Here is a 26,738-nt window from a genome sequence, read left to right on the forward strand (position 1 = left end):
TGGGCGTTGAATGCCGGCTAAGCGCATCCTTCCTCCAGGCTTTCCCTCAACTTTTCCTCACCTTTTCAAGATTCATTACCGTGGAAGTTCTCGGCTACTATCAGCAATTTGAGCGTAATATTGGCATCATCCTCGACGCGCTGCGGGCCGGCCTGGATCTGCGCACGACTCCGCTGGAAGTTTCCCTGCCCCTGGAAGTTTACGTACTGTGCGAAGTGCTCAATGAAGGCGGGGCCACCTACCGGCTCACGACCGAAGGCGTAGCCCGGCTGGCCGAATTCGAGGAGCAGTATCTGCGCCAGGAAGCCGAGACAGAGGCCATCATGCGCCGCATTCTGGAAGACAAACGCTCTTTTATGCGTACCCCCGAAGGCCGCGTCCTGACGAAGGAAATGATGATTCGGCGCTTGGAGTACTTCAACGAAACAGCCCGCCTAGTAAACGTGATGCGCACCCAGCAGGCCCTGGGCAGCCCCACCCAATACAAGCACCCCCACCTGAGCACCGGCGTTGCCCTGAAAAAGTAATAGCTCTGCCAGAGCCAACAAAAAAAGCCTCCCGCACGCGGGAGGCTTTTTTTGTTGGTAGCTACTAAGACCAGAAGTGCCTTAACTGCTCATGTGTCCGCCGTCCTGCGGGCGAATTTCGGCGTGGCCTTCCTTAGAATGAGCCAAAACCAGCTCGCCCGCCGGCTCCTTTTTCAAGTCGCTCGGCACTTCTTCCCCCGACAAGCTTTTGGAAACCGTTACGCCCCCGTCAACGAAGTACGTGGTGCCGGTTACGTAGCTGGCCTCGTCGGAAGCCAGGAACAAGTACACGTTGGCAACCTCCTCGGGCGTGCCGCGGCGGCCCATCGGTACTCCTTCCACCGTGTTCTTCTCCATCTTCTTGTCCATCGGGCCGGTTTCCTTATGAGTCCAGGCCGTGTCGATGGGGCCCGGGCCCACGCAGTTGACGCGTACTCCGTACTTGGCTTGCTCTACCGCCAGCCCTTTGGAGAAAGTCATGACCCAAGCTTTGGTCCCACCGTAGGGCGTGATATTGGGGGAACCCATCTTCCCGGCTTCCGAGCCGGCCGAGACTATGGTGCCCCGCGTTTTCTGCAGGTACGGCAAGGCCGCCCGGCTCATGTGAAACACGGTGTAGATGTTGTTCTTAATCATGTACTCGAAGGCTTCCACCGGGTACTTATCCAGCTCGTCGGTGGCGGGAAAAACCCCGGCATTATTCACCAGCACGTCGAGCTTGCCAAACTGGGAAAGCGCCATCTGGACGCAGGCCTCGGCCGTGGTCTGGTCGGAAATGTCGCCCGTGAAGGCTACGGCCCGGCCACCCGCCGCCACAATTTCCTCGACTACGGCACCTACCGGGTCTTCGGCAAAGCCAGCAACCACGACGGCGGCTCCTTGCTGGGCAAACTTTTTACTAATGGCTTCCCCTATGCCGGCACCGCCCCCGGTCACAATAGCCACTTTTCCTTCCAGTCTTTTTGTCATGATAACGATGAATCTATATGTGTCAGAATACGGTTTGGTCACCGGCAACGGCCTTCAACGCACGTGCTGTAGCCGGCAGATGCCCTTAGTCATAACGACATTTTCCAGTGGAGGTTATCGGACTGACACCTCTTTGGGCCCAACCTTCCGCCCGCTGCTACGTCTAGTCCAAGGTGTTCAGGTCCTAGCCTTATGAGTATTGCTGAGCTGCCGCAAGCCCCGCCCCGTACGCCCCTCAGCACCCTCCGCCTCACGCTGCGGCCGTATGTCGCCACGGATGCGGAGGACTTTTTCATGGTTATCGACCAGAACCGGCCCCGGCTGCTGCCAGCCTTCCCTTCCCGGGTTGGCGCAGTCCAAACGCTAGCCGATGCCCGGCAGGTTCTTGCTTCCTACACCCAGGATTGGCACACGCGGCGCTTGTTCGTCTTCGGTATCTGGCACTCCGAATCGGGCACCTACTTGGGCGACATCAGCTTAAAGCCCGCATGGGGGCGCACGGTTACGGCCGAAATAGGCTACTACCTTGCCGCCGCGGCCGAAGGCCAGGGTTATGCCCAAGAAGCTCTAGCCGCGGCCGTAGCCTTCGGCTTCAATTCCCCACTTGGGGCCAGCCGGCTCGACATCCGGTGCTACGCTACCAACCCGCGCAGCTGTACCGTGGCTGAGCGCGTCGGCTTTCGGCGTTTACCACCCCGTCCGCGGCTGTGGCTGCAGCGCCAGCAGCCCGAAATCTATTATTACAGCTTAAGCAAGTCCTGACCCCGCCTCGGCCGTGGAAGCACAGGCTTACTTGTTTCGCCCCAGTGTCGTTAGCACGAAGCTGCGGTTGAAGTTCAGGTAGAGGGCAAAAGAAAAGTCAATGGACTTGTTGCCAAAGTCATACAAGGGCTCAAAGCGGGTACTCAGCACAAAGTTGTCCGTCAGGCGGTAGTCGCGCAGAACGCGCAGAATCAGTAGCTCCCGCTGCCGCTCGGTGTAGTTGGGGTCACTCACGGTTGAGGAAGTAGAGCGGTACAACCGCCCGCCGAGCGGGGAATAAAACCCGTTGCTTTTCCAGTAGCCTACCTGCAGGTTCGACAAGCGCGTGTCCACGCCGGCATTCAGGTATAATCCGTAGCCTTTCTCATACGGCAGCTCCTGGGTAAAGGAGTAATCAATGAACTGCGTCAGGTAGCTTTCCATATACACTGCCTGCACCAGTTCCGAAGCCAGCTTTTTTCGCACCCGTAGCCCGCTAGCGAGGTTAAAGTAGGTCTGCAAGGGTTTGGCGACGGTATCAATCTGTCCGCCCCGGTGGAAGCCCGTAAACTGAAACGGAACCCCCACCCGCCAGCCCAGCGAATCTTCCAGCACGGTAGCCTCCAGGGCCAGGCCCCCGGCTACCTCTTCCTGATAGTCGCTGTAGGCATACTGCTGGCGCTGCCAGTCCACCCAGGCATCGAGCTTGAGGCGGCGCGTCGTGAGTTGATACTGGGTGCCTTCTTCCAGCGGGCGGGTCATGACCCGCTCGAAGTCGAACAGCGGCTCGATATAGCCGTGCTGCAAGTGGCCCTGAATATTGCCCAGCAGCAGCCGGTGCGGCCCGTGCTGGTAGATAGCCGTGAACAAGGGCCGTACCAGGCGCAGCCGCTCGGTGCCGTAGTCTCTCTGCAGAAACACGCCGGCCTCCAGGCGCAGCTTCGGGCTGGGAAAATACACCAGGCGGGGAGCCAGCTGGGTACCGTAATACGTGCGCCCCTCGTCAATCTTGTTGAAGTACTCGTTGTCCTTGTTGAAGAGCAGGCCCTGCACGTCGAGCCAGAGCTGCTGGTCGTACTCGGGTTTGATTTCAATGGGGCGGTAGAAGGCCCGGTTGTTGAGCTGCGCCCAGCTTTGGGGAACCGCTGCCAGGAAAAAAAAGCAAGTAAAAAAAGCCAACCAAACTGGTTTTGCCTGGCAATCAGGGAGTATCTTTGATAAAAATTTTAGCATCATTCTTTACCCCGAAATTCAGCAAATTTTTTTAGCATTGCGGGGACAAAATATAGTCCCGTTGTGTTACCCATTGCCGACCAGGAACACCCTGCGGCCGACGTCGTAAAAGGCCCCTGTCGGGTTGTTTTAGCGGCTTAAAACGCCTACATTCACCAAACCTAAGCATTTATCTCTAACCCCATTCCAATGGCTGCACCCACCACTGATAAAGCTGTCAATGCCAACGTCGAGAAGATGAAGGCGCTTCAGCTCACGATGGACAAGCTTGACAAAGCTTACGGTAAAGGCACCGTCATGAAGCTGAGCGATGAGCGCGTGGTCGACATTCCGGCCATCAGCACCGGCTCTCTCGGTCTTGATATTGCCCTCGGCATCGGCGGCTTACCCCGCGGCCGCGTCGTAGAAATCTACGGCCCTGAATCGAGCGGTAAAACCACGCTCACGATGCACTGCATTGCCGAAGCTCAGAAAAAAGGCGGTATCGCCGCGTTTATCGACGCCGAACACGCCTTCGACAAAACCTACGCTGAGAAGCTGGGTATCGATACGACCAACCTGCTGATTGCGCAGCCCGACAACGGCGAGCAAGCGCTGGAAATAGCCGACCACCTGATTTCCTCGGGTGCCATCGACATTATTGTAATTGACTCCGTAGCCGCTCTGGTGCCCAAAGGCGAACTGGAAGGCGACATGGGCGACTCCAAAATGGGCCTGCAGGCCCGCTTGATGAGCCAGGCCCTGCGGAAGCTCACCGGTACCATCAACAAAACCGGCTGCTGCTGCATTTTCATCAACCAGCTGCGTGAGAAAATCGGTGTCATGTTCGGTAACCCCGAAACCACGACCGGTGGTAACGCCCTCAAATTCTACGCTTCGGTCCGTCTCGACATCCGTCGGATTGGCCAGATCAAGGAAGACAAGGACAACGTAACCGGCAACCGCACGAAAGTGAAGGTGGTGAAAAACAAGGTGGCCCCACCCTTCAAGGTCATTGAATTTGACATCATCTACGGCGAAGGCATCAGCAAGGTCGGTGAGATTCTGGACCTGGGCGTCGACATGGGCATCATCGTCAAGTCGGGCTCCTGGTTCTCCTACAATGGCAACCGCCTCGGCCAGGGCCGCGAAGGCGTGAAGCAAATTCTGCTCGACAACGCTGAGCTGGCCGACGAAATCGAACAGAAGATTCGGGCCATGGTGAAAGGCGAGCCTGCCGCTGCGCTGGCCGCCATTCCCACCGACGAGTCGACGGACGAGGACGACGACGAGTAAACTTCCCGGTTCATCGAAAAAAGCCTCCCTGCAAAAGCGGGGAGGCTTTTTTGTGCGTAACTTATCAGGCTGGAAAAAGCGTAACGGAACTCAATACCCCCATTTCCGTTCCTTTTGCCCAAGTACGATGTAGTTTATCCGGTTACTGGTATCTTTGCTGGCATCTCGTTTGAATAAGCATCGGCCAAAACCATTTTGCCGTTTTCCATGAACCGTCGCTGGCTCCTGTTTTCTCCGTTGCTTCTTGCTTTTTGCGCCTCGTTGTGGTCTTTTGACACTGCCAAAACCGAACGTGCCGTTTCTAATCACAGCTTTACCAAGGGTGAAGTGCTGCGTTACAAGGTGCACTACGGCCTGATCAACGCAGCCGAAGCTACGGTGGAGCTCTCCGACGAGATTCACAAGGTCAACGACCGGCCCTGCTACAAGGCCACCGTTACGGGTAAGACGACCGGCTCCTTCGACTTTTTCCTGCGCATCCGCGACACGTGGCGGTCTTATATTGATACGACCAGCATCCTGCCCCAGCGCTTTTTCCAGAGTATTGAGGAAAACAGCTTCCGCAAAAAGGAGTATATGGATTTCGACCACGACAAAAACGTGGTGCAGGTAGAAACTCACCGCAAGCAGGACCCGGCCAAGAAAGGAACCTTCAAGACGCCCGACAACATTCAGGACATCGTCAGCGGCTTTTACTTTCTGCGGACCCTGAACTACGACAACCGCAAAGTCGGCGAGGTTATTCGGGTGCAGGGCTTCTTCGACGATGAGGTTTTCAACATGGACGTGACCTACAAAGGCAAGGAAACGGTTGAAACCAAAGCCGGCGTCATTCGGGCCATTCGCCTGGTGCCGAAGATGCCTGAAAACAAGATTTTTAAAGGAGAAAATGCCGTATCAGTATACCTCTCCGACGACCGAAATAAAATACCGGTTTTGTTTCAGGCTGAAATGTTTGTCGGCTCCGTGAAAGTCGACATGTATAAATACCAAGGCCTGCGAAACCGGTTGAATCTGGTGGCCAAAAATTGATTCTGTTTCTAAAAGCGACTCCGTCCGGGTCGCTTTTTTTTATGCTCCTATGCTGCTGTCCCAAACGCCCTTTCCGCTTACTCACCCTAGCACCACGCTATGCCGCTGACTGAAACGTTGCCGCCAAAGAGCGCTAAGTCCCTTCTGCAGAATCTGGTCCCGAACCGACACTGCCCGCCAACGGTGGTTCGACCCGCGCAGAACGTGCGGCAGACAGCAGCACCGGGCGGCGCAGTTCACAAAAAGGTAACACGCGCTACCATTCGGCAAGAGGTATTTTTGTCGTCGCGCATTTTTTTTTACCCCCAAACCCCACGACCCGTGCACCCTACCCCTTCCTCCAACGCCTACAAAATCCTGGTAGTCGATGATGACCCGGACATCGTGGAACTGCTGGAATATAATCTGCGCAAAGAAGGCTACCTCGTGGCCAGTGCCCCCGACGGGCGCAAGGCCCTGGAAGTAGCCCCCCAGTTTGGCCCCGACATCATTCTGCTCGACGTGATGATGCCCCACCTCGACGGCATCGATACTTGCCGGCAGCTACGGGCCATGAGCCGCTTCAAGGAAACCTACATTATCTTTCTGACAGCCCGGGCCGAAGAGTTTTCGGAAGTAGCCGCCTTCGATGCCGGCGCCGACGACTTCATTGCCAAGCCCATTAAGCCCCGGGCCCTGATGAGCCGCTTGGCCGCTTACGTGCGCCGCGACCATGAAACCTCGGCCGCATCAGAAACCATTGAAATCAACGGCCTGACTATCGACCGCACGGGCTTTGCCGTGTTCCAGGAAGGGCGTAAGATTTCACTGCCCAAGAAGGAATTCGAACTGCTGGCCTTCCTGGCGGCCTCACCCCACAAGGTATTCGGCCGCGAAGAGCTGCTGCAGAATATCTGGGGCAACGACGTATTCGTACTGGCTCGCACCGTGGATGTGCACGTGCGCAAAGTCCGGGAAAAGGTGGGCGACCATCATATCCAAACCATTAAGGGCGTAGGCTACAAGTTCAACGCCGATTAAGACGGCAGCTTGCCAAACCGCTTTTCAGCTTCACGACTGTCATCCTTCCAATTCTGGGGTGACAGTCGTATTTTTAATACCCATACCACTTTTCTCCGCGCGTGAATCTTTCGTCCCGCACTATTGCCTTGCTCATTGCCCTGCTCGTGGCGGGCGTGCTGAGCACTTTTGCCTGGGTGGCTCCCACGCTGCCCATGCGCCAGGCGGTGCTAGCTACGGGCATAACGGTGGCTGCCTGCTTTTTGCTGGTGTATTTGTCTTTTGAGGCCCTGATATTCCGGGAAATCAACAATATCTACGCCGGCCTGGAAAATATTAAGCGTAAGGAGTTTCGGCGGATGTCTAATAAGTTTCTGTTCCGACCCGAGCCGTTGAAGCGCATGCGCGACGAGATTCTGGAAATGGCCGAGCGTAAGCAGCGGGAAATTGACGAACTCAAGCGCCTGCAGGTGCTACGGCGGGAGTTTCTGGCCGACGTGTCGCATGAGCTAAAAACTCCAATTTTTGCGGCCCAAGGTTTTTTGCACACCGTGCTGGATGGAGATGTTGATGACGAATTTTTACGCCAGAAGTTTCTCACCAAAGCTGCTACCAGCCTCGATACCCTCGACGCCCTGGTGCAGGACCTGGTCACGATTTCGCAGTTGGAGAAGGGCGTGGTGCGCATGCGCAAGCAGAACTTCAACCTAGCGGCGCTGGTGCAGGAGATATTCGAGCAGCTTGAACTAAAAGCGAAACAGCGCCACGTTACCCTGGAGCTTTCCCCCCCCGAACTGACCACCCAGCCCCTTATGGTACTGGCCGACCGCAACCGGATCCGGCAGGTACTGGTCAACCTGATTGATAACGCCATCAAGTACGGCCGGGCAGAGGGCCACGTCATCGTCAGCCTGGTGGAAAGCGGCAAAGTGGTGCGCGTAGCGGTGCGCGACGATGGGGAGGGAATTGCCAAGCAGCACCAAAACCGCATTTTCGAACGGTTTTACCGCATCGACAAAAGCCGTTCCCGCGACTCAGGGGGCTCGGGGCTCGGGCTGGCCATCAGCAAGCACATTGTTGAAGCGCATAAATCCGTAATTCGGGTGCGCAGTGAGGTGGGGGTTGGCACCACGCTGGAGTTTAAGCTGCCCAAACCCCGCGCCCAGAAAATCAGTACCGATGAAGTAAGTACCTCCGAAGCCTGAGCTTCCAAGTCTTCGGCGTACCTTTGCGGCCCGCTATGAAGAAGCACTTAGATTTTAAAGACCTCATTCTGTTTGAAGACGACGACTTCGTAGTCATCAACAAGCCCCCTTTTCTGGCCACGCTCGATGAGCGGGTGGGCGGCGCCCCGAACATTCTGCGTTTGGCCCGGGAGTACTCCGAAGATATGCAGGCCTGCCACCGCCTCGATAAGGAAACATCGGGGGCCCTGGCGCTGGCCAAAAACCCGGAGGCATATCGGCACCTCTCGATGCAGTTTGAAAACCGGGAGGTCAAGAAGCGCTACCACGCCGTGGCCTGGGGCGTGCATCAGTTCGATAATAAGCTGGTTGACCGCAGCATCGAAACCACGACCAAAGGCAAAGCCCGCTTGGCATACAAAGGCAAGCCTGCCGAAACGTATTTCACGACGCTAGAGCCCTTTGCTCGCCATACGCTGGTGCAGTGCGTGCCCATCACGGGCCGCATGCACCAGATCCGGCTGCACCTGATGTATCTGCAGGCTCCGATTGTGGGCGACGTCGTGTATGGAGGCGAGGATTTTTACCTGTCTTCGCTCAAGAAAAAATTCAACATGAAGGACGGCGAAGAAGAGCAGCCCTTCATCAAGCGGTTTGCCCTGCACGCGGCCCAGCTGACTTTCGCTCGTCTTAACGGGGAAGAAATAACGGTCGAAGCCCCCTACCCCAAGGACTTCCGGGTGCTGGTCGATACGCTACGCCAATACAGCTAGCTTGGGGCTAAGCTAGAGTTTTTCGAATACCATCAGCCGGCAGGAGTCGGCGTCGGGCCGCGTCAGGTTGCTGGGCTTGGCGCCTTGCCAGCGCAGCCGATAGTGCGGGTCGTTCTGCAGGCGGGCCAGGGGCACACCGGCTTCGGTTACCGAAAACCAGTTGTCCCAGAAGATGAGCGAACCAGCTGGCACGGGCTCCTTGGGGCCGTTAGGATGCAAAAAGCCCATATTCCGGCGCTGCTCCGAATCAAACGGGTCGACCTGCAGGGCCAGCGCCAAGTAAGGATGCTCCAGCACAATCAGGGGTTTCTGTTGGGGGTAGGTCTGGCGAAGCCAAGCTCCGGCTTCGTCGGCCAGTTGGATATCGGCCGCGGCATAGAAGTCGCGCTTCCACCGAAAGGCCGTGCGGGCCCCGGTGAACAGGAAGAGCACCACCGCTGCCGTGAAGAAAATGCGTAGCCGGTGCTGCGCTTGCGGACTCTTGAAAAGGGAGGCTAACCCATCCAAGCCATGAAGAGCAATAAGCGCAAACAGCGGTACCATGGCATTGAGCACGCGCACCATGCCAAAGGAGGCAAATATTCCTTTCCACCAGAAGAGGATATGCGCCCCGCAGTACACCACCACGCTGCCATAAATTAGAAATAGCTCGGCCCAAAATAGCGCGGGCTGCGACCGGAGCTGCGGCCGCAGCCAAAGCAGTATCTGCCGAACACCGCCCAGCCAGAACAGCCCGAACAGGACCAGCCCGATGACCCCGGGTAATTGAATGAAATAATGGTCCAGCGTGCCGTGCCCGTATTGAGCAGCGCGGTACGGATAGGCGTTATGGGTGAAAACCCACAGGAAATCCTGGTAAACCAGCAGGCCCACTAAGCTATACACCACGTAACCGACCAGCAGCTTGGGCAACTGTCGCCACTGCCCGCTGAGCGCCAGATACACTGCCCAGACCCCCAGCAGCAAAAAGCCCTCCGAGCGCACAAAAGGCAGAAACGACATAAGCAGCGCCGACCAGCCGACCCGGTTGCTCACGGCCAGCCACACGCCCGCGACTAAAATCAAACTAAACAAGGGCTCCGTCAGCCCCGAAAATTGAATTCGGAAATAATCGGGAGCGGCGTAGTTGAACAGCACGGCCAGCCAGGGCCAGGGCAGCCGCAGTCTATCGGCCACCCGGTACGCCAGCCAGGCGGCGGCGGCTACTACCACGCAATTGAAGAGCTTGATACCCAGAAAGCCCAGCTGGGAAGGCCCCGCCGTGAGCAGTACAAACAACGGCTTGGCCCAGGAATCCAGGAAGTTGCTGGGGTGCTGAAAAGCGTAGCGACTAAAGAGGTAGTGGTTGATACTGTCGCCGCTGTCGTAGGTAGTGGCTGTGGTAGCGGCCAACACGATGGACAAGGCAAATAAAGCCAATAGTAAAAGCAGAGCCGGGCGCTGCCCCGTCGGGGTGGCAGTAGCAACAGGTAATTCCGGAAGTACGGGCATAGAAAGGATGCAGCAAGAGCCTTAAAGGTAGTAACGACCCGCTATACCGTTACTTGAAAACCGCTGCAACCGGTAAGTGAATGGGTTTTAAGCGGATAATTCTATACAGCCCTTTGCTTCGTAAGCGAAAAAGGGTAACTTTGTGTCCGTTTTTCCCGAACCCTTGCTGGGTTCTATCTCATTTTCAAACGCTTACTCAACTCCCCAATGGATCATCTGAGCTTCAAGACGGTGTCCGTCAACAAAGCCAACGCCAACAAGGGCTGGGTCGTGATTGATGCTGGTGACAACACCCTGGGCCGCCTGTCCAGCCAAGTTGCCAACATTCTGCGCGGCAAACACAAGCCCTCGTTCACGCCCAACTCTGATTGCGGCGATTCGGTTATCGTTATCAACGCCGACAAACTGCGCGTGACGGGTAAAAAGATGACCGACAAAATTTACGTGTCGCACTCGGGCTACCCCGGCGGCCAGAAGCGCAAGTCGATGCGTGAGGTGATGGAGAAATCCTCGACCCGCGTTATCGAGCACGCCGTACGCGGCATGCTGCCCGGCAACCGTCTGGGCCGGGAGCAATTCCGCAACCTGTTCGTGTACGAAGGTGCCGAGCACCCCCACCAAGCTCAGCAGCCGGTAGCTGTTGATCTGAAGAACCTGTAAGCCTCACCAGCTTTCCTTTTTTCTCTAATTTTTCATTAATGGAAATCTCCAACACCTCTGGTAGAAGAAAAACCTCGGTGGCTCGTATCTACATGCAAGCCGGGCAAGGGAATATCACTATCAACGGCCGGGAAATGAAAGCCTACTTTGGCAATGAACTCCTGGAAAACATCGTGAACCAGCCTTTGAACACGGTTGAGCAACTCAACCAGTATGACATCAAGGTGAACGTGCGCGGTGGTGGCATCTCGGCTCAGGCTGAGGCTATCCGTTTGGCCATCTCGAAAGCCCTCGTGGGTGACAACGCCGACGTGCGTCCCGCCCTGAAAAAAGAAGGCTTCCTGACCCGTGACCCCCGCATGGTGGAACGCAAAAAGTTCGGCAAGCGCAAAGCTCGTCGTTCGTTCCAGTTCTCGAAACGCTAAACCCAGAGGAATTTTATCATGGCTCAGTCCACCACGTATAAAGAACTGCTCGACGCAGGTGCCCACTTTGGTCACCTTACGCGCAAGTGGGACCCGAAAATGGCGCCGTACATCTTCATGGAGAAGAACGGCATCCATATCATTGACCTGAACAAAACCCTGGTTTCGCTGGAGCAAGCCGCCACTGCTATCCGCAACATCGCCAAGAGCGGTCGGAAAGTAATGTTCGTTGCTACCAAGAAGCAGGCTCAGGAAATCGTTACCGAAGAGGCCAAGCGCCTGAAAATGCCATTCGTTACCGACCGGTGGTTGGGTGGCATGCTCACCAACTTCGCCACGGTTCGCAAGTCGCTGAAGAAAATGAGCACCATCGACAAGATGGTGAAGGAAAACACGGCCTACGCAGCACTTGCAAAGCGTGAGCGTCTGATGCTGTCGCGCGAGCGGGAGAAGCTGGAGCGTGTACTGGGCGGCATTGCCGACCTGAGCCGCCTGCCCGCTGCTCTGTTCGTTGTGGACGTAAAGCGTGAGCACATTGCCGTTAAAGAAGCCCAGAAACTCGGTATCCCCGTTTTCGCTATCTGCGATACGAACTCGAACCCCGAGCTGGTAAACTTCCCGATTCCCGCTAACGACGACGCCTCGAAGTCGATTTCGCTGATCGTAGGTATCATCAGCAAGGCTATCGAAGAAGGCTTGTCGGAGCGCAAAGTCGACAAAGACGAAGCAGACAAGAAGCAGTCGGAAGACGAAGGCATCCAAGAGAAGCTGGCCGCCGACGAATAGTCTTCTTAGAAGTGAGACTTGAGAAGTTAGAAGTTAGAGACGGCAGGAGTTGATTTACTTCTCTGTTTTTGGCTTCTAACTTCTTCTTGCTTTTAAGCCCTTCCCGTTCCCCATTCTACATTCTAAGCTCTTAACTCTAAGTTCTAAATACATGGCCGCAATTACCGCCGCAGACGTGAACAAGCTCCGCACCATGACCGGTGCAGGCATGATGGATTGCAAAAAAGCGCTGACCGAAGCCGATGGCGACTTCGAAGCTGCTCGTGACATTCTGCGCAAGCAGGGTCAGAAAATTGCTGACAAGCGTGCTGACAACGAAACGTCGGAAGGCTTTGTAGCCGTAGCCGTAAGCGAAGACGGCACCGCCGGCAAGCTGGTGGCCCTGGCCTGCGAAACGGAATCGGTAGCCAAGGTTGCCTCGTTCCGCGAATTGGTGCAGCGCATCCTGGATGCTGCTGTGCGCACCAACGCTACCAGCCAGGAAGAGCTGCTGGCTACCAAGGAAGAAGATGGCCTGACCATTCAGGAGCACATCACCGACCTGATGGGCAAAATCGGCGAGAAGCTGAACCTGACCTACGCTACCCTGAGCGCCGAGAAAGTAGCTTCCTACATCCACTCCGACAGCAAGAAAGGCGTACTCGTGGGCCTGAAGAACGTAGGTGGTGCCGACACCGCCGCCGTTGGTCGCGACGTTGCTATGCAGATCGTAGCCATGAAGCCCGTTGCCGTTGACAAAGACGGTGTGGACGCTTCAATCACCGAGCGCGAAATCGAAATCGGCAAAGAGCAGGCGCGTGCCGAAGGCAAGCCCGAGGCTATGCTGGAGAAAATCGCGCAGGGCAAGCTGAACAAGTTCTACAAGGAAAACACCCTGTTGAACCAGGAGTTCGTGAAAGACAACTCGCTGACCATCGCTCAGCTGCTCGACAAAACGTCGAAAGGCATGACCGTAACCGACTTCAAGCGCGTGGCCATCGGTGCCTAAGCGGTAGAAGTTTAGTTTATTGAAAAGGCCCGCTGGTGAAAACCGGCGGGCCTTTTTATTGATTACTCGTTCATCTAACGACTATGGAGGAAAGAAGAAAGAATGCGTACCGGTACTTACTATACCAGTTTCTGCTCGACATTCGAACTACCCCAATCTTTGAATCAGCGTTGCCCACTGAATGGACAGCTGAACAGCGGGATAACCGGTTGAGGTATGCTGGCTCAGTTGCTTATCTGCTACACAACTTTGCCTTACAAGCTGCTACTGATTTCGTAGGCTTTAACGAAACAGCGTTTTGGGCAAACATTGAGGCATACAATCAACGAGAGCCTCAAGGTAACTTAAGCCACTTCCGACGAATATTCGACGGAATCTTAGAAGGCAGAATCAGCTAGTCAATCAGCGGCTTTGCGTCGTCGTACGCAGTTGCTTCCGCCGATTCAGGCCACCAACCAAATTCTTAGCCAGCGCAGCCAGCAGCAGTAAAAACAGCAGGCCAATCAGGACGCGGGGCCAATTGATATTCTTCATAGGAAGGCTTTACGGGCGTTGGGGCTGGGCAGTATAAGCCTGCACCCGGGTAACAGCGTTGCGGCGCAGGTTGAGGTAGAACAGGCCGTAGTCGGCAATGTGGAAGGAATGGCGAAGTTCGGGCTGGCCGGGCAGCAGAAAGCGCGGGTAGCCGATGGGCTTGGGGACGTTGATCCACAGCAAGCCGTTGTGTACCTGGGCCCCGACAACGGCGGTGTCAATCCGGTTGAAGGCCAGTGGGACTCCTCCCCTGTTCAGGTGACTAGGCGCCGCGGCGGTGTCGCGCTTCCAGGTCAGAGGGTTGGTGGCCACCCCACCGTCGAAAGGCGGATACTCGTTGCCCCACTCCACCGAATTCCAGCCCACGTAGCAGCCGGTTTGGGTGGAGTCTTCGCAGGGACGCAGGGCTTGGTACTCGTCGGTTTTGACTTTGAAGCCGATGAGGTAGGCAGCGACGAGCTGTTTGCGCAGCTTGGGGTCATTGTCGAAGAACTCGTGGAGCAGGCGCGTGGCATGGAACGTACCCTGGCTGTGGCCGGCAATGATGATGGGACGGCCCTGGTTGTAGTGCGCTAAGTAGTATTGAAAAGCGGCTTTAACATCTGAATACGCCAGATTCAGCGCTTCCTTACCGTTGCTGCTTTTCTCATCGAAGAAAGAATACAGCGTAGCCTGCCGGTAACGCGGGGCATACACCCGAGCCGCCGCGTTGAAAACCGTAGCCTGCTTGCGGATGGTGCTGTTGTCGGTGAAGTGGTTCAGGCGCTCATCGGTGAGGTCGGCATTCCAGGATTCGCGCTTGTAGTAAGTAGTTGGGTGCACGTAGAACACATCGGCCAACGCCTGCCGCTGCTGGTCGCGCAGCCCGGAGCCCAGCGGCACGACGTCGGCCGAGTCGCGCCGGGTCGGCAGCGCGGCCCAGTTGTCGGGCTGAGCGTAGTCGGGCAGGGAGGCGGGCTGGGTATCGGCGAACTGCTTGCCGGGCTTGATAACCGAAATACAGGCGTTCAGTCCTGGCAGAGTCAGCAATGCTGCACTTACCCAAACCGACCGATATAGAGCAGAAGTAACCATTGCCAACGGATAAGGAGAACACAAAAATAGCTCACGCAGCCGACTGCGTGAGCTATTTCCAGAAGCACTAACCCAAGTAGGTTAGTCCGTAAATGTATTTTCGAGCAACCGCTCCTGACGCAGGTACTTGATTTTGTAGTTCTTATCGAAGCGCACCCGCACCTGCGCCCGGGTTTGCTGGTGCTTCTGCAGCGACTGGCGCAAGGCCTGGCTTTTCTCCAGGAAGGTCACTACGCGCGAACCGTCGTTGGCCACGTCGCTGATTTGCAAACTGCCTGGCTCAATTTCGGTGGACGCCTCCAGAAACTCCGGGAAGTGGCTGCGGGTCAGCTCCTCATTGATGGCGGCCGGCGTGGTGTTTTGCAGCGTATAAAACCGCTCGACCGTAGGCGAGAAATACTGAGCAGCACTGAAGGGTGCGGCTTTCATGTCTTCGTAGTAAGCCGACAGTGTGCTTTCGATACGGCTGCGCACGGCGCTTTCATCGACGGCTGGGGCAGCCGCAGGCGTGGCTTCCTGCGCAGGGCTAGTAGCCGGAACCGTAGCAGCCGAGTCTTGGGCCGGGGCGGCGGCCGGCGGCAGCGCGGGAGCTACCCGCACCGTTTCGGGCGCGGCGGCGGGCGGCAAATCAATCTGCTCGGCCTGGGGGCCTTCTTCCGGCTTAGTGGCCAGGCTATCCTGCTCAGTGCGCGACAAGCTGCTCAGACGCTCCGATTCGCGGTTACCAAGGGTTAGGTAAGCAATAAGAGCCAGCAGAGCCAGAATGCCGCCCACAATCAGAATGGTCGACAACGGGCTACGGGCCGGGGCCACATAAGCCGCCTCGTCCGGCTCATCGGGCAGCTCGTTGGCCTCGAATTGCGGGGCCGGAACGTTGGTATACACTGGCTCGGCCGGCCGGTCGCGCGTGTAGCTGTAAGTTTCTACGGGCGGCACCGGGTGGACGGGTGGCGGAGTTACGGGTGGCACAACCGGAGGAGTTGGCCGGAACTCGGGTTCCACGGGCTTCATTACCACCGGCGGGCGGGGCGGCTCCTGCCCGAAGCCACCAGCCGCTGAGCTTGGCAAGGGTGGTACCGGAGACGCCGGCGGACCTACAACCACGGGCGGCTCGGTTGGTGCCGGTGGTGGCGCAACAGGAGTCGCCGGAGTAGCTGGCGCAGGCGGAGCAGAAGCCGACGCGTTCTGTTCACTGAAGAGGAGCTTGCGCTTCAGGGTGTCGAACTCGGCCGGCGTAATCGTACCGGCGTCGAGCCACTCTTTGAGCTGGCGCAGGGTATCAAGGGGAGAAGGGTCTTTTTCCATAGGAATCAGCTGTTTGGCTGGCAAGCAGCAGCCTATTTACGGTCTAGGGCCGACAGACGGTCACGCCGCTTTTGCAATTGCACCTTGCGCAGCTCCATTTGCTGGGCGTTGGTGACGAGCTTGACCGAGTCTTCGCGAGCTTTCAGCGCGTTGCTGATGTTGGTTTGCTTCAGGGCCTCAATCCGGGCCAGGTTGCTGGTCGTATTGGCTTCCAGGGTGGTAATTTCCTTTTGCAGGCGCTCCTTTTCCTTTTCAGCCTCTTTGAGCTGCTTTTCGGCTTCGGCAATTTTCTCTTTGTAGGCCTTGATGCGGGCCGCACCCGCAAAGCTTTGGGCCATGCTGCGCAGGGCGGCAAACTCGGTCGGAGTTTTGTCGGGGTTCAGAAACGTGTCGGGGCCAAAAGCGGCAAAAACCGAGAGCTCCGAAGTCGAATCGGAGGGCGCCGTAACCATGGAATAGAAGTCAATCAGCTTGCCCGACACGCTGGAAGCGGGGGTTTGTTTGGCCACGAGAACGTCTTTTTTGCCAACGCCCAGCACTCCGTCGCCTTTGAGCCGGATGTTGTAAGTGTCCTTTAGCCACGACTGCCAGAAGTCGCGCGTCCAGGCGGCGGTGGCTTCTATCTGCACTTTCACTGCGTCGCGCTCCTTCTTTTCAAAGTTGACAGAGCTAGTGCGGGCCTCGTAGAGTTGGGCACTGGCCTTCGGGGCCGACAAGCCCAACAACGAGGCTAGCAGGATGGTAGAAACAAAGAATTTCATAGTAAAGGATTCAAACGAACGGAACGACCAGGCCAGTGGCGGCTGGTTAATAAATATCGTGCCGGGTGAAGGCAGCCTGCAAATCGTGGTGCATCTGGGCAAAGCGCTGCACTGCGGCTGCAATAAACTCCTCATCGAGCAGGGCGCGCACTTCTGCCTCGCTGGCAACATCCATTTCGCTCACCTTATAGGTTTGCTCAAACGGGCCCCGTTCCAGCTTAATGAGGTATTTACCATTCCAGGAGAAAAGCGTGATTTTAGCCTCCGGATGCGGAATATCAGCAAGTTGGCGCATGGCAACAGGTCATAAGGAACGAACAAGGGGCGAAGATAGGCACCGGCTGGCAACTCCCGGGCTCCAAGCTCGACATAACACCACAAAAAACGGGGCGTATAGCTTGAAAACCAGTTTAGTGATTCTTCGCACCTAACGACTTTCCATCATGCCAAGAGGAGACAAATCGGCCTACACCGACAAACAGAAGCGGCAGGCTGAACATATCGAAGAAGGCTACGAAAAGCGGGGCCTGTCGGAAGACGAGGCCGAGCGTCGGGCCTGGGCCACGGTCAACAAGAACGACGGCGGCGGTAAGAAAAGCGGCTCCGGCCGCAAGAAAGCCGACGAGTAGTCAGCTGTTTTGTGTACCCACAGAGCAAAGGCCCATCCTGCGCAGGATGGGCCTTTTGGATTTTGCTAAGTCGGTTTTTGGAGGGCTAAACGACCGTATGCAGGATGGCATACAGCGAAACCAGCGAAATAACGGCCCAGAGCAGGGCCGCCTGCACAAAGGGCCGGACCCCAACGGAGCGCAGCACCTGGGCCGACAGTCCGGCTCCAATTAGAAACAAGGTCAGCGTCAGGCCGATTTTAGCCAGCTTCACGGCCCAGGGAGCTACGGGCTGCAGCGCCGGTACGTAGGTATTGAGCAGCATGGCCCCGATAAAGCCCAAAATGAAGTACGGCAGCTTGACCTTGGCGCCCGGGGTTTTGAACAGAAAGGCGGTGCCCAGAGCTACGGGAATAATCCACAGGGCTCGGGCTAGCTTAACGGTGGTGGCAATCTGCAGGGCCTGGTCGCCGTAGTGGCTGGCCGCCCCTACTACCGAGCTGGTATCGTGGATGGCAATGGCGCACCAGAGCCCAAACTGGGTTTGGCTTAGGTGCAGCTCGTGGCCCAGCATTGGAAAAACGAACAGGGCAATAGAGTTCAGGATAAACACCGCCCCCAGGGCCACCGACATCTGCGACTCATTGGCTTTCAGCACCGGGCCTACGGCTGCAATGGCACTGCCCCCGCAAATAGCCGTGCCGCTGGCAATCAGGTGGGAGGTTTTGGTATCAAGGCGAAACCAGCGCCCAACTAGGTAGCCCAGCGTGAGCGTGCCGAAAATAGAGGCAATGGTAAAGACAAAGCCCTGCTGCCCGGCCTGCACGGCCGCCTGGGCATTCATACCAAAGCCCAGCCCGATGACGGACCACTGCAACAGCTTACTCGTAAGGCGCCGGCTCTGCGCCTGAAAAGGATTACCAACTACCAAGGCCACCAGCAGCCCCAGCAGCAAAGCCAGGGGCGCCGAGCCCAAGGGCGAAATGCAGACCAGCAAGGCCGCGGCAAAAATCAGCCGTTGGGGCGTGAGGCTTCCTCCCAACAGGGGAAAGGGATGCCGTAGAAAAGCCGAAAAAGCACTACGCGCTTCTTCGGGGTGAGGCAATACGGGTGGGGCGGGGTGGGTTACCTTCATAGGTAGGGCAGAAGCAATTACTGCCCCAAAAGTACGTGCACCCCAGCCCGTTCGATAATCAAAATTGATTATTAGTTATTACTTAAAGTAATACTAAACCTCACTAAATGCCTGCTGGGCGTGGAGCAAAAACCGGCGGGCCGGCACGGCCAGCGGCTGCCCCTGCAACCAGACGGCCTCAAACTGCCGCGTCAGGGTCAGGTTGCGCACGGGCACCACTTCCAGCCGCCCCGCCTCAATGTCTTTTTTCAACGCCTGTTTCGACACGAAGCCCAGGCAGTTGGGTGCCGCCTCCAGGTACGATTTAATGGCTTCGGTATTGTCCAGGTACAGTGCTACCTGCACATCGGACATGCGAATTTTCTGGGCTCGCAACGCAAACTCCAGGACCTCGAGCGTACCCGAGCCCCGCTCTCGTAGTACCAGCGGGTGTTGCAGGGCTTCGCGCAGCGACATGGGTTCGGTGGGCGGCCCCGTGGGCGTGGTGCGGCGCACGGCGACCAGCTCATCGTCCAGCAGCGGCTCGTAGTGCAGGTCGCGGTTTTTCACTTGCCCTTCCACAAAGCCCAGGTCGACGTGGCCATAGAGCAAGGACTCGGCAATCTGCTCGGAGTTGCCGTTGTAGAGGGTCAGCTCGATGTTGGGGTAGCGGGCCTGAAAGCCGGGCAGAATCGGGGGCAGCACGTACTGGGCCAGCGTGGTGCTGGCTCCCAGCCGCAAGCGGCCCGCCGCCTCGGCGTGCAAGCCGTGGAGCTGGTCGGTGAGTTGCTGGTGCAGCACTTCCACGGCGTCGGCATGGCTGAGCAGCAGGCGGCCCGCTTCGGTAAGACTGACCCGGTTGCCGCGCCGCTCAAACAGGCGCTGCCCATAGCTACGCTCCAGCTCCCGGATGTGCTTGGTTATGGCAGGCTGGGTGATAAACAACTCCTGGGCGGCCTTGGTAAAGCTCAGGTGGCGCGCCACCGACTGAAAAACGCGAAGACGAAAATCGGGCATGGGTGCAAGATGCTGCCGGTTTTTGGTATTTCGTTGTTTACGCTGGGCCGGGCCGGGCTTTTAGAGGGTATTGGTCGGTTAATCAGTTGCTCAAAGCTTACGTTCGGCCTACCCAAAACGAACTCTGCTTACCTTTCCTGAGCAATTCCCATTTCCACAGTTTCCATGAATAAACCTTTCCTCGCCGCACTGGCCCTGCTCCCCCTGGCCGCCGTGGCCCAACCATCGGTGCTGACACCGGAAAAGCTCTGGCAGCTGGGCCGCCTGGGCGAGATGCAGGTGTCGCCGGACCAGAAAACGGTAGCCTTCACCGTGACGCGCTACAGCCTGGGCGACAACAAAGGCAACGCGGACATCTACCTGGTGCCGGTGGCCGGCGGGGCCGTACAGCAACTTACCACCACCCCTACCTCGGAAAACACCCTGAACTGGCGCCCCGACGGCAAGCTGACGTTTGTATCGGGGGAAAGCGGCACCGACCAGCTCTACGTCATCAACGCCGATGGCTCGGGCAAGCAGCAACTCAGCCAGTTTCCGGAGGAAGGACTGGCTAACCTGAAATACGCCCCCAAAGCCAACTTTATTCTCTACACCCAGGATGTAAAGACGGGCAAGGAGGTGAAGGACTGGTATCCCGACCTGCCCAAGGCCGAGGCCCGTATCATCGACGATCTGAACTACCGGCACTGGAATGTGTGGGACGATTTCAAAGTCTCACACGTGTTTTTCCAACCCCTGGCCGCTGATGGCAAACCCACTGGCTACGGCAAGGACGCCATGGCCGGGGAGAAATTCGACTCGCCGCTGGCCCCGCTGGCCGGCTCCGAGCAGCTCGCCTTTTCGCCCGACGGCTACACCATTGCCTACACCTCGCGCAAGCTCACGGGCAAGGCCGAGGCCGAAAGCACCAACTCCGACATCTACCTCTACAGCATCCGGGACGGTAAAACCGAAAATCTGAGCCAGGGTCTGGAGGGCTACGACGTGGAGCCGGTATTTTCGCCCGACGGTACTAAGGTGGCCTGGCTGAGCATGGCCACGCCGGGCTTCGAGGCCGACCGCAACGGCATTGTGGTGTACGACTTCAAAACCAAGAAGCGCGAAGACATTACCACAGGCTCGGAGCAGTCGGCGGCCAACCTGCGCTGGAGCCCCGACGGCAAGACTATCTACTTTGCCAGCGTGATTCAGGGCACCGACCAGATTTTCTCGGTGCCGAGCAAGGGCGGCAAAATCCGGCAGCTGACCCAGGGCGCCCAAAATTACAATGCCTTTGAACTGGTGGGCAAAGACCAGGCGGTGGCCAACAAAACCACCATCAGCAGCCCCGCCGACCTGGTCCGCCTAGACCTGAAGACCGGCAAGGAAACGTCGCTGACTAGCCTCAACCAGGAGCAGCTGACCGGGGTGAAAATGGGCAAGGTGGAAAACCGCCGCGTGACGACTACCGACGGCAAACAGATGCAGGTCTACGTCATTTACCCGCCCGATTTTGACCCGAGCAAGAAGTACCCCACCCTGCTCTACTGCCAGGGCGGCCCGCAGAGCCCCATTACCCAGAGCTTTTCGTACCGGTGGAATTTCCAGCTCATGGCCGCCCACGGCTATATTGTGGTGGCACCCAACCGCCGCGGCCTGCCGGGCTTCGGCACCGAGTGGAACAATAGCATTTCGGGCGACTGGGGCGGACAGCCCATCCGCGACTACCTCTCGGCTATTGACGAGGTGAGCAAGGAGCCTTTTGTGGACAAGGACCGGCGCGGCTGCGTGGGCGCCTCCTACGGCGGCTACTCGGTGTACTACCTGGCCGGCCACCACGAAGGCCGCTTCAAAACCTTCATTGCCCACGCCGGCCTGTTCAACCTGACGAGTTGGTACCCCAGCACCGAGGAAATGTTCTTCGCCAAGCACGACCTGGGCGCGGCGCCCTGGGAAACCCCGCTCAACAAAAGCTACACTGAGTTTAACCCCCAGCAGTTTGTGGGCAAGTGGGACACCCCGATTCTGGTGATTCACGGCGGCAAAGACTTCCGGGTGCCCGAAGATCAGGGCATGGAAGCTTTCGGCACGGCGCAGCTGCGCGGTATTCCGAGCCGCTTTTTGTACTTCCCCAACGAAGGCCACTGGATTCAGAAGCCCCAGAATGCGGTGCTCTGGAACCGGGTGTTTTTTGAGTGGCTGGGCCGCACACTAAAGCCCGAAGCTCCGGTGGCCAAGTAAATCTACTAGGGCCGCCTTGCCAACGCCCGTTTCCTGCTGTGGAAACGGGCGTTTATGCTTGCTACGGCCCTTAAGTTGGGCGGCAAGGCAACGTGGCAAGGGCTTCCGCAGTACTATACAGCCAGTTCCTCCCTTGTTCTTTGCCTTCACCCCGCTTTTTCCGCTCCCGTGCTTCTTCGCCTGCTTGCTCTGTGTGCCTTCCTGTTTGGCTTTTCGGTGCGCGGTATAGCTCAAACAGCTGAGGTTCAGACATTGCTGGATACACTATTCCTGGAAGGCGAAAACCACCGGCACGTCTCGGAAGTGTACCGTTACTACACCGAGCCGTTTTCCGTCAAGCCCAGCCCGGAGCACGCCGACAGCTTGTGGCGGGCCGGCGCCTTTGCCCCGGGCCGCTGGCACAAGGCGCTTAGCCTGGGGTTTCTGCACCAGCGCGTCTGGGAGCGAATTGCCGTGGCCAATACCTCGCCACAGCGTAGCCGCTACGTGTGGAGCATCTACAACTTCACCGACTCGGCCACCCTCTACATCCGTACTGCCGGTGAGCAGCGCTTCAGCCAAGTAACGGCCAGCTCCTGGCAGCCCGCCGACCAGCGCCCCTTTCCGGCCCGTTCCCTGAGTTTTCCCTTCACCCTGGAAGCAGGTCAGCGGGCCGTGCTCTACCTACGCGTCGACCACCGGGCTGGGGCCCTCTACCTGCCCACCTACATCGAAACCACCGAGCAGTTTCTGGCCTCGGAAGTGCAGGCTCCTTTTGAGCGGCACTGGATCTGGCTGCTGGGCTTTTACGTTAGCAGTGCCCTGTTCAACCTGGTGCTGTTCGCCTTTCTGCGCGACCGTATCCACATCTGGTACGTGCTGTACGTGCTCTGCATCACGCTGTTTCTGCTGATGGAAGACGGCTTCGATGCCCTGGTGCTGCCCGCAGTCCTCTACCAGCTGATATGGTCGGTGGGGCAATTTAACCTGCTGCTGCTGGCCGCCGCCTGCGGGGTGCAGATTATGCAGTCGTATCTGCGGCTGCGGACCGGCTGGCCCCGCCTCTACCGCCTGGGCAACTGGCTGGCGGCTGGCTCGGCCGGGTTCGTGCTGGCGTATTCCCTTCTTTTTCCCTGGGCCGTGAAAACCAGTGCCACGCTGGCCACCGTGCTCAACGGCGCGCGGGAAGTACTGCTACTCACACTGGCCATCTACAGCTGGGGCACCTTGATAGCGGTGCTGCTTTCCCGCCGTCAGCAGCTGGCCGCCTACTACGCGCTTACGTATTTTTTCTTCTTCGTCGGGTTCATGCTCTTCTGGCTCAATCACCTGGGCCTGACCAATTTTAATTTGATTCGGCCCAATGCCCTAGCCTGGGGCCTGGTGCTAGAGCTTATTGTATTGAGTGCCCTGCTCACGGGCCGGTTTCGGCACACGCTGCGGCAAAACGAGAAGCTGCGCATCCGCCAGCTGCGCCAGCGCAATGCCCAAGGCACCCGACTGATTGCCGCCCAGGAAGAAGAGCGCGCCCAGCTGGCCCGGGAGCTGCACGATGCCCTGGGCCCCAACCTGGCGGCCCTGCACATGGCCTGGCAGGGCCCGGCCATGCGCGAAGCCCTGGCCAGCTCCCCGGCCGCCACGGCCGTAGCCCACCACACCGAGCTGCTGCTGCGCCACCTGCGCGACGATGTCCGCACCTTCAGCCACAGTATCCTGCCCGTCGAACCCGGCCAGGGCACCCTAACCGAATCGGTGGCGGTGCTGGCCGAGCTGCACAATGCGTATGGCACTCCGAAGGTAACTCCTTACTGCGACGCTGGGGTCAATGAACTGCCCGCCGCGGTGCAACAGGCGGCCTACCGTATTACTGCCGAGCTGCTGAATAACGCCATTCGGCACTCCCGGGCCACCGAAGTATCGGTGCAGCTGCTGCGCCACCCGCAAGAGCTGGAAATCCTGGTGGAAGATAATGGCCGCGGCTTCGAACAAAATCACCCGGCCGCCGGTATCGGGCTGCGGGGGGTGCGGGCCCGGGCCGACTACCTGCACGGGCAGCTGCATATCGACAGCGCATCCCACGGTACTAGTATCATCGTACGCCTTCCCTGCTAATCCCTTTCTGGAGATCCAGCCGCTTTTTCACTTTCTCCTGCTCTCTCTTCAACGACCTATATGCCCGCTGCTCCCTGCCGCCTTCTTATCGTTGATGACCACCTCATGCTAACCCAAAGTCTGGCCCTACTGCTGGCCGAGCAGGCCGACATTACAGTGGTGGGGCAGCTGGCTTCGGGTGGGGCGCTGCTAGCCTGGCTGCATGCCGCCGCCCCCTCCCCTGCCGATGTGCTGCTGCTGGACCTGCACCTGCCCGGGCCCGACGGCCTGACCCTGCTGCCCCAGCTGCGCCAGCAGTGGCCCCAGCTGCGGGTGTTGGTCTTCAGCACAGCCACCGGCCCCGAGCTTATCGAGCGGGTGGCCGCGGCCGGGGCCCAGGGCTACCTGCCCAAATCGGCGGACGCCGACCAGCTGCTGGCCGCCATTCGGCGGGTGCACGCCGGCGAGCAGATGTTTCCCCAGCGGCCCCGGCAGCACGCACCGACCCTGACGGCCACCGAACCATTGCTACGCCTACACCGGCTTTCAGTGCGGGAGCGGGAAATAGTGGGGCTGATTCGGGGTGGGCTGACTACCCGCGAAATTGCCGACCGGTTGTCGTTGTCGGAATTCACGGTGGGTACCCACCGCCGCAACATCATGCACAAGCTGGAGCTGCCGAATATGGCGGCCCTGCTGCAGTTCGCGTTTGACTACGGGTTGTAACCAGGTAGTTTACCGGGCCAGAATGGCGTCGGTGGTCTTGCTGATGTCGCTGCTGACTTTTTGAATAAACTCTAGCTGCTCGCGCACCAGGTTCTCTTCCGGCGTTAGCACCTGCTTAGGAAAAGCATCAGCTTCGACGGCCAGAAAATCGGTGGCGGGCTCCTGAGCTTCGGGGTCCAGCTTTTTCAGGCTGCGCACCAGCGTCGAGAGGGCCAGGCGTAGGGGCTTGCGCACCACGGGCACCATAGGCTGGGCGGTGGCGGCTGAGGTAATGGAGGCAATATTGGAGGCCAGAATGTGGTTCAGGACCACAAACTCGTGCACTTCGTTGCTGCTGCGCCGGGTACTTTTGGGCTCGGAGAGCATGCGCTGAAACGCGGCCGAGAGGTTGGCCGAGCTGACGTACACTTCCTTGCGCACCAGCTTGTAGTCGGTTTGGCGGAAGGAGACGCCCGAAATACTCTCCGCCAGCTTGTGCAGGTAGTGCAGGTTGGCCCGCAGCACGGCCCGCATAAAGTCCTCCAACTGCTCCGATTCCCACTTTGGAAACAGGAAATAGCCCGCCGAGAAAGCAATGGCGCAACCGATAAACGTGTCGAGGATGCGCTCCTCGACAACGCCCACGTAGCCCACGCCCAGCAGACTGAACATAATCAGGATAAAGGGTGTGAGGCAGGTGACGGTGACGATGTAGTTGGTGCGCTGGAAGCTGTAGGAAATGACCATCAGCACCACCATGCACACAAACTGCACCGTCTGGTCGGGAATGAGCAGCAGAATCAACACCCCAAGGGCCCCGCCGGCCAGAGTGCCCAGAATCCGTTGATAGTTGCGCTCCTTGGTCAGGCTAAAGCCGGGCTTGAGCATGTAGGTCGTCGTCATCAGAATCCAGTAGCTGTGGTAGCCCGGAAACAGCAGCTTGGAGGCAATAAAGCCCACGGAGCAAGCCAGCGTCATGCGCACGGCGTGGCGAAACACGGAGGAATTGAATGTGAGGTTGTCGCGCAGGGATTTGAGTTCAAACTCGTTGTGCGACACGAAGCGCGAGAATTCCAGCTCCCGGCCCTGGACCTGCCCGGCTTTGGCCGGGTCGAAGTACTTCAGGATGTCGTTGACGCGCTGGGTGAGGTTGCGCAGGTTCACCAGAATCTTCTTCAGTACCAGGTTGCTGCCCGCGGTGCCGGCCTCCCCGATGGCATCGATGTGCGTTTTCAGGGCTTCCAGCTGGCCTTTCAGGTCGGCGCGGGTGGTATAGGGGCGGTTGGCTTGAATGGCGGCCCCGATGTGGTCCAGCTCTACGGCCATGTGCCGGATCATCTGGGCTACTTCCCCCAGCACTCCGGTATGACCAAACTGGGCGCGCAGGGCGGCGTAGTCGTAGTAGGTAGCCGTGATATGCTCGTAGAGGTCGACTACGTCGATAAAAGTGACCACCAGGCGCCGCCCCCGGTTCGTCGACTCGTTTACAATCTGCCGACTTTTAAAAAGCACCTCCCGCACGGCATCCTGCTTTTCACTGACAATTACCTGCTGGGCTATCAGGTGGCGGTAATCTTCCTGCAAAGAGGTTTCCAGCGTATAAAAGTCCGCTTTCACGGTCAGGAACTGGGCAATGGCGTGAATGCACTCGGCCAGGGCCTGGCGGGCCGCCCGGTGGGGCCGTACCTGGTGCAGCAACAGGCTCAGCACCATATACCACGCGCCCCCAGCCAGCACCAGCGCAGCGTGAGGCAGTATCTGGGCCGGCGTACGGGGCTGGTCCATCAGCAGAATCATAATGAGCAAAGCCGCCGAGCCCAGTGCTCCGGCCCGGGCTCCATACACCAGAAACATCGTGAAGATGAACGTCAGGGTGGCTACTTCCAGGCCCAGCAGCAGGTTGGAGTGCTGTACCAAACCGGTGAGCAGGGCCACCAGAAAAATGCAGAGGTTACCGTAGAGCATGCCGTTGCGCTTGTGCTCAATGGGCCCGGGCAAATCGGTGATGCTGATGCAGACGGCGCCGGTAGAGAGGGCCAACCCGGTTTCGAACTGCCCCAGGCGGGCAAACACGAGGGCAGGGAGCAGAATAGCGAAGGTGATGCGCAAACCGTCGGAAAAATCCTGTCCAAAGAAGAAGTAGTGGATTTTTCGGGTTTGCTCGTTCATTACGGCGGCGTATCGGGTGGGTGCTGGAATGGCTCCTTATACGGCCGGCAAGGTAAGCGCTGTTGGCTATACTTAAGG

The 26,738-nt window shown here is 58.1% G+C and carries 26 protein-coding genes; 15 read left to right on the top strand and 11 right to left on the bottom strand.

The window, feature by feature from the left end:
- The first annotated feature begins 80 nt into the window (after positions 1–80).
- Positions 81–527: a hypothetical protein gene (locus tag E5K02_RS11645; RefSeq protein ID WP_135394985.1), complete on the top strand. Its 447-nt coding sequence runs from the start codon at positions 81–83 to the stop codon at positions 525–527.
- 81 nt (positions 528–608) lie between these two features.
- Here E5K02_RS11645 and E5K02_RS11650 read toward each other — a convergent pair whose 3' ends face one another.
- Positions 609–1,496, bottom strand: a complete 888-nt coding sequence (locus E5K02_RS11650; protein WP_135394986.1) for an SDR family NAD(P)-dependent oxidoreductase — start codon at positions 1,494–1,496, stop codon at positions 609–611.
- A gap of 192 nt (positions 1,497–1,688) precedes the next feature.
- Between E5K02_RS11650 and E5K02_RS11655 the strand changes: the two genes are divergently transcribed.
- Entirely contained in the window at positions 1,689–2,258 is a 570-nt protein-coding gene (locus E5K02_RS11655; RefSeq protein ID WP_135394987.1) for a GNAT family N-acetyltransferase, read from the top strand.
- Between the two features lie 27 nt (positions 2,259–2,285).
- On the opposite strand, the gene E5K02_RS11660 is transcribed toward E5K02_RS11655, so the two are convergent.
- The gene (locus E5K02_RS11660; protein WP_135394988.1) at positions 2,286–3,416 is read right to left on the bottom strand and encodes a hypothetical protein; all 1,131 of its coding nucleotides are present in this window, start codon (positions 3,414–3,416) and stop codon (positions 2,286–2,288) included.
- 243 nt (positions 3,417–3,659) lie between these two features.
- Between E5K02_RS11660 and recA the strand changes: the two genes are divergently transcribed.
- From recA to E5K02_RS11685, 5 genes are all read left to right on the top strand, one after another.
- Positions 3,660–4,745, top strand: a complete 1,086-nt coding sequence (gene recA / locus E5K02_RS11665; protein WP_135394989.1) for a recombinase RecA — start codon at positions 3,660–3,662, stop codon at positions 4,743–4,745.
- 327 nt (positions 4,746–5,072) lie between these two features.
- On the top strand, positions 5,073–5,777 hold the full coding sequence (locus E5K02_RS11670) for a DUF3108 domain-containing protein (protein ID WP_240737254.1): 705 nt from the start codon (positions 5,073–5,075) through the stop codon (positions 5,775–5,777).
- A gap of 321 nt (positions 5,778–6,098) precedes the next feature.
- Positions 6,099–6,797 (top strand): response regulator transcription factor, encoded by a 699-nt coding sequence (locus E5K02_RS11675; protein ID WP_240737256.1) that lies wholly within the window; start codon positions 6,099–6,101, stop codon positions 6,795–6,797.
- Between the two features lie 101 nt (positions 6,798–6,898).
- Positions 6,899–7,981 carry a sensor histidine kinase gene (locus tag E5K02_RS11680; RefSeq protein WP_135394992.1) on the top strand — a complete coding sequence of 361 codons (1,083 nt, stop codon included), beginning with the start codon at positions 6,899–6,901 and terminating at the stop codon, positions 7,979–7,981.
- Between the two features lie 35 nt (positions 7,982–8,016).
- On the top strand, positions 8,017–8,733 hold the full coding sequence (locus E5K02_RS11685) for an RluA family pseudouridine synthase (RefSeq protein WP_135394993.1): 717 nt from the start codon (positions 8,017–8,019) through the stop codon (positions 8,731–8,733).
- A gap of 12 nt (positions 8,734–8,745) precedes the next feature.
- On the opposite strand, the gene E5K02_RS11690 is transcribed toward E5K02_RS11685, so the two are convergent.
- Positions 8,746–10,224, bottom strand: coding sequence for a hypothetical protein (locus E5K02_RS11690; RefSeq protein ID WP_135394994.1), 1,479 nt, complete (start codon positions 10,222–10,224; stop codon positions 8,746–8,748).
- A gap of 207 nt (positions 10,225–10,431) precedes the next feature.
- On the opposite strand from E5K02_RS11690, the gene rplM reads away from it, so the two are divergent.
- The 4 genes from rplM to tsf all read left to right on the top strand — a co-directional run bounded on the left by rplM (position 10,432) and on the right by tsf (position 13,083).
- Positions 10,432–10,884, top strand: a complete 453-nt coding sequence (gene rplM / locus E5K02_RS11695) for a 50S ribosomal protein L13 (RefSeq protein ID WP_135394995.1) — start codon at positions 10,432–10,434, stop codon at positions 10,882–10,884.
- A gap of 38 nt (positions 10,885–10,922) precedes the next feature.
- Positions 10,923–11,309 carry a 30S ribosomal protein S9 gene (gene rpsI, locus E5K02_RS11700; RefSeq protein ID WP_135394996.1) on the top strand — a complete coding sequence of 129 codons (387 nt, stop codon included), beginning with the start codon at positions 10,923–10,925 and terminating at the stop codon, positions 11,307–11,309.
- Positions 11,310–11,327: 18 nt separating this feature from the next.
- Positions 11,328–12,095, top strand: coding sequence for a 30S ribosomal protein S2 (rpsB, locus tag E5K02_RS11705; protein ID WP_100337368.1), 768 nt, complete (start codon positions 11,328–11,330; stop codon positions 12,093–12,095).
- Positions 12,096–12,246: 151 nt separating this feature from the next.
- Positions 12,247–13,083 (top strand): translation elongation factor Ts, encoded by an 837-nt coding sequence (gene tsf / locus E5K02_RS11710; protein WP_135394997.1) that lies wholly within the window; start codon positions 12,247–12,249, stop codon positions 13,081–13,083.
- 402 nt (positions 13,084–13,485) lie between these two features.
- On the opposite strand, the gene E5K02_RS26055 is transcribed toward tsf, so the two are convergent.
- From E5K02_RS26055 to E5K02_RS11730, 5 genes are all read right to left on the bottom strand, one after another.
- Positions 13,486–13,617 carry a hypothetical protein gene (locus E5K02_RS26055; protein WP_262709848.1) on the bottom strand — a complete coding sequence of 44 codons (132 nt, stop codon included), beginning with the start codon at positions 13,615–13,617 and terminating at the stop codon, positions 13,486–13,488.
- 9 nt (positions 13,618–13,626) lie between these two features.
- Complete coding sequence (locus E5K02_RS11715; RefSeq protein WP_167856377.1) at positions 13,627–14,646, bottom strand: DUF3089 domain-containing protein; 1,020 nt, start codon at positions 14,644–14,646, stop codon at positions 13,627–13,629.
- 126 nt (positions 14,647–14,772) lie between these two features.
- On the bottom strand, positions 14,773–15,996 hold the full coding sequence (locus E5K02_RS11720; protein ID WP_135394999.1) for an SHOCT domain-containing protein: 1,224 nt from the start codon (positions 15,994–15,996) through the stop codon (positions 14,773–14,775).
- Between the two features lie 32 nt (positions 15,997–16,028).
- Entirely contained in the window at positions 16,029–16,757 is a 729-nt protein-coding gene (locus tag E5K02_RS11725) for a hypothetical protein (protein ID WP_135395000.1), read from the bottom strand.
- A gap of 46 nt (positions 16,758–16,803) precedes the next feature.
- Positions 16,804–17,052, bottom strand: coding sequence for a hypothetical protein (locus tag E5K02_RS11730; RefSeq protein WP_135395001.1), 249 nt, complete (start codon positions 17,050–17,052; stop codon positions 16,804–16,806).
- Positions 17,053–17,200: 148 nt separating this feature from the next.
- On the opposite strand from E5K02_RS11730, the gene E5K02_RS11735 reads away from it, so the two are divergent.
- Entirely contained in the window at positions 17,201–17,386 is a 186-nt protein-coding gene (locus E5K02_RS11735; RefSeq protein ID WP_135395002.1) for a hypothetical protein, read from the top strand.
- Positions 17,387–17,471: 85 nt separating this feature from the next.
- On the opposite strand, the gene E5K02_RS11740 is transcribed toward E5K02_RS11735, so the two are convergent.
- Entirely contained in the window at positions 17,472–18,500 is a 1,029-nt protein-coding gene (locus tag E5K02_RS11740; protein ID WP_135395003.1) for a YeiH family protein, read from the bottom strand.
- Between the two features lie 93 nt (positions 18,501–18,593).
- Positions 18,594–19,496, bottom strand: coding sequence for a LysR substrate-binding domain-containing protein (locus E5K02_RS11745; RefSeq protein ID WP_135395004.1), 903 nt, complete (start codon positions 19,494–19,496; stop codon positions 18,594–18,596).
- Between the two features lie 165 nt (positions 19,497–19,661).
- On the opposite strand from E5K02_RS11745, the gene E5K02_RS11750 reads away from it, so the two are divergent.
- From E5K02_RS11750 to E5K02_RS11760, 3 genes are all read left to right on the top strand, one after another.
- Complete coding sequence (locus E5K02_RS11750; RefSeq protein ID WP_135395005.1) at positions 19,662–21,716, top strand: S9 family peptidase; 2,055 nt, start codon at positions 19,662–19,664, stop codon at positions 21,714–21,716.
- A 252-nt stretch (positions 21,717–21,968) separates the two neighbouring features.
- Positions 21,969–23,807 carry a sensor histidine kinase gene (locus tag E5K02_RS11755; protein WP_167856378.1) on the top strand — a complete coding sequence of 613 codons (1,839 nt, stop codon included), beginning with the start codon at positions 21,969–21,971 and terminating at the stop codon, positions 23,805–23,807.
- Positions 23,808–23,867: 60 nt separating this feature from the next.
- Positions 23,868–24,512 (top strand): response regulator, encoded by a 645-nt coding sequence (locus tag E5K02_RS11760; RefSeq protein WP_135395007.1) that lies wholly within the window; start codon positions 23,868–23,870, stop codon positions 24,510–24,512.
- 9 nt (positions 24,513–24,521) lie between these two features.
- Here E5K02_RS11760 and E5K02_RS11765 read toward each other — a convergent pair whose 3' ends face one another.
- On the bottom strand, positions 24,522–26,660 hold the full coding sequence (locus E5K02_RS11765; RefSeq protein WP_135395008.1) for an FUSC family membrane protein: 2,139 nt from the start codon (positions 26,658–26,660) through the stop codon (positions 24,522–24,524).
- Positions 26,661–26,738 lie beyond the last annotated feature (78 nt).

It is taken from the genome of Hymenobacter metallicola (assembly GCF_004745645.1).
In the GTDB taxonomy this organism is placed as follows: Bacteria; Bacteroidota; Bacteroidia; order Cytophagales; family Hymenobacteraceae; genus Hymenobacter; species Hymenobacter metallicola.

What these genes read in the sequence shown, in the direction of transcription:
- E5K02_RS11650 (WP_135394986.1), bottom strand. Translation starts at nt 1,496, where the DNA reads ATGACAAAAAGACTGGAAGGAAAAGTGGCTATTGTGACCGGGGGCGGT.
- E5K02_RS11655 (WP_135394987.1), top strand. Translation starts at nt 1,689, where the DNA reads ATGAGTATTGCTGAGCTGCCGCAAGCCCCGCCCCGTACGCCCCTCAGC.
- recA (WP_135394989.1), top strand. Translation starts at nt 3,660, where the DNA reads ATGGCTGCACCCACCACTGATAAAGCTGTCAATGCCAACGTCGAGAAG.
- E5K02_RS11685 (WP_135394993.1), top strand. Translation starts at nt 8,017, where the DNA reads ATGAAGAAGCACTTAGATTTTAAAGACCTCATTCTGTTTGAAGACGAC.
- E5K02_RS11690 (WP_135394994.1), bottom strand. Translation starts at nt 10,224, where the DNA reads ATGCCCGTACTTCCGGAATTACCTGTTGCTACTGCCACCCCGACGGGG.
- rplM (WP_135394995.1), top strand. Translation starts at nt 10,432, where the DNA reads ATGGATCATCTGAGCTTCAAGACGGTGTCCGTCAACAAAGCCAACGCC.
- rpsI (WP_135394996.1), top strand. Translation starts at nt 10,923, where the DNA reads ATGGAAATCTCCAACACCTCTGGTAGAAGAAAAACCTCGGTGGCTCGT.
- rpsB (WP_100337368.1), top strand. Translation starts at nt 11,328, where the DNA reads ATGGCTCAGTCCACCACGTATAAAGAACTGCTCGACGCAGGTGCCCAC.
- tsf (WP_135394997.1), top strand. Translation starts at nt 12,247, where the DNA reads ATGGCCGCAATTACCGCCGCAGACGTGAACAAGCTCCGCACCATGACC.
- E5K02_RS26055 (WP_262709848.1), bottom strand. Translation starts at nt 13,617, where the DNA reads ATGAAGAATATCAATTGGCCCCGCGTCCTGATTGGCCTGCTGTTTTTA.
- E5K02_RS11720 (WP_135394999.1), bottom strand. Translation starts at nt 15,996, where the DNA reads ATGGAAAAAGACCCTTCTCCCCTTGATACCCTGCGCCAGCTCAAAGAG.
- E5K02_RS11725 (WP_135395000.1), bottom strand. Translation starts at nt 16,757, where the DNA reads ATGAAATTCTTTGTTTCTACCATCCTGCTAGCCTCGTTGTTGGGCTTG.
- E5K02_RS11730 (WP_135395001.1), bottom strand. Translation starts at nt 17,052, where the DNA reads ATGCGCCAACTTGCTGATATTCCGCATCCGGAGGCTAAAATCACGCTT.
- E5K02_RS11735 (WP_135395002.1), top strand. Translation starts at nt 17,201, where the DNA reads ATGCCAAGAGGAGACAAATCGGCCTACACCGACAAACAGAAGCGGCAG.
- E5K02_RS11740 (WP_135395003.1), bottom strand. Translation starts at nt 18,500, where the DNA reads ATGAAGGTAACCCACCCCGCCCCACCCGTATTGCCTCACCCCGAAGAA.
- E5K02_RS11745 (WP_135395004.1), bottom strand. Translation starts at nt 19,496, where the DNA reads ATGCCCGATTTTCGTCTTCGCGTTTTTCAGTCGGTGGCGCGCCACCTG.
- E5K02_RS11750 (WP_135395005.1), top strand. Translation starts at nt 19,662, where the DNA reads ATGAATAAACCTTTCCTCGCCGCACTGGCCCTGCTCCCCCTGGCCGCC.
- E5K02_RS11760 (WP_135395007.1), top strand. Translation starts at nt 23,868, where the DNA reads ATGCCCGCTGCTCCCTGCCGCCTTCTTATCGTTGATGACCACCTCATG.
- E5K02_RS11765 (WP_135395008.1), bottom strand. Translation starts at nt 26,660, where the DNA reads ATGAACGAGCAAACCCGAAAAATCCACTACTTCTTCTTTGGACAGGAT.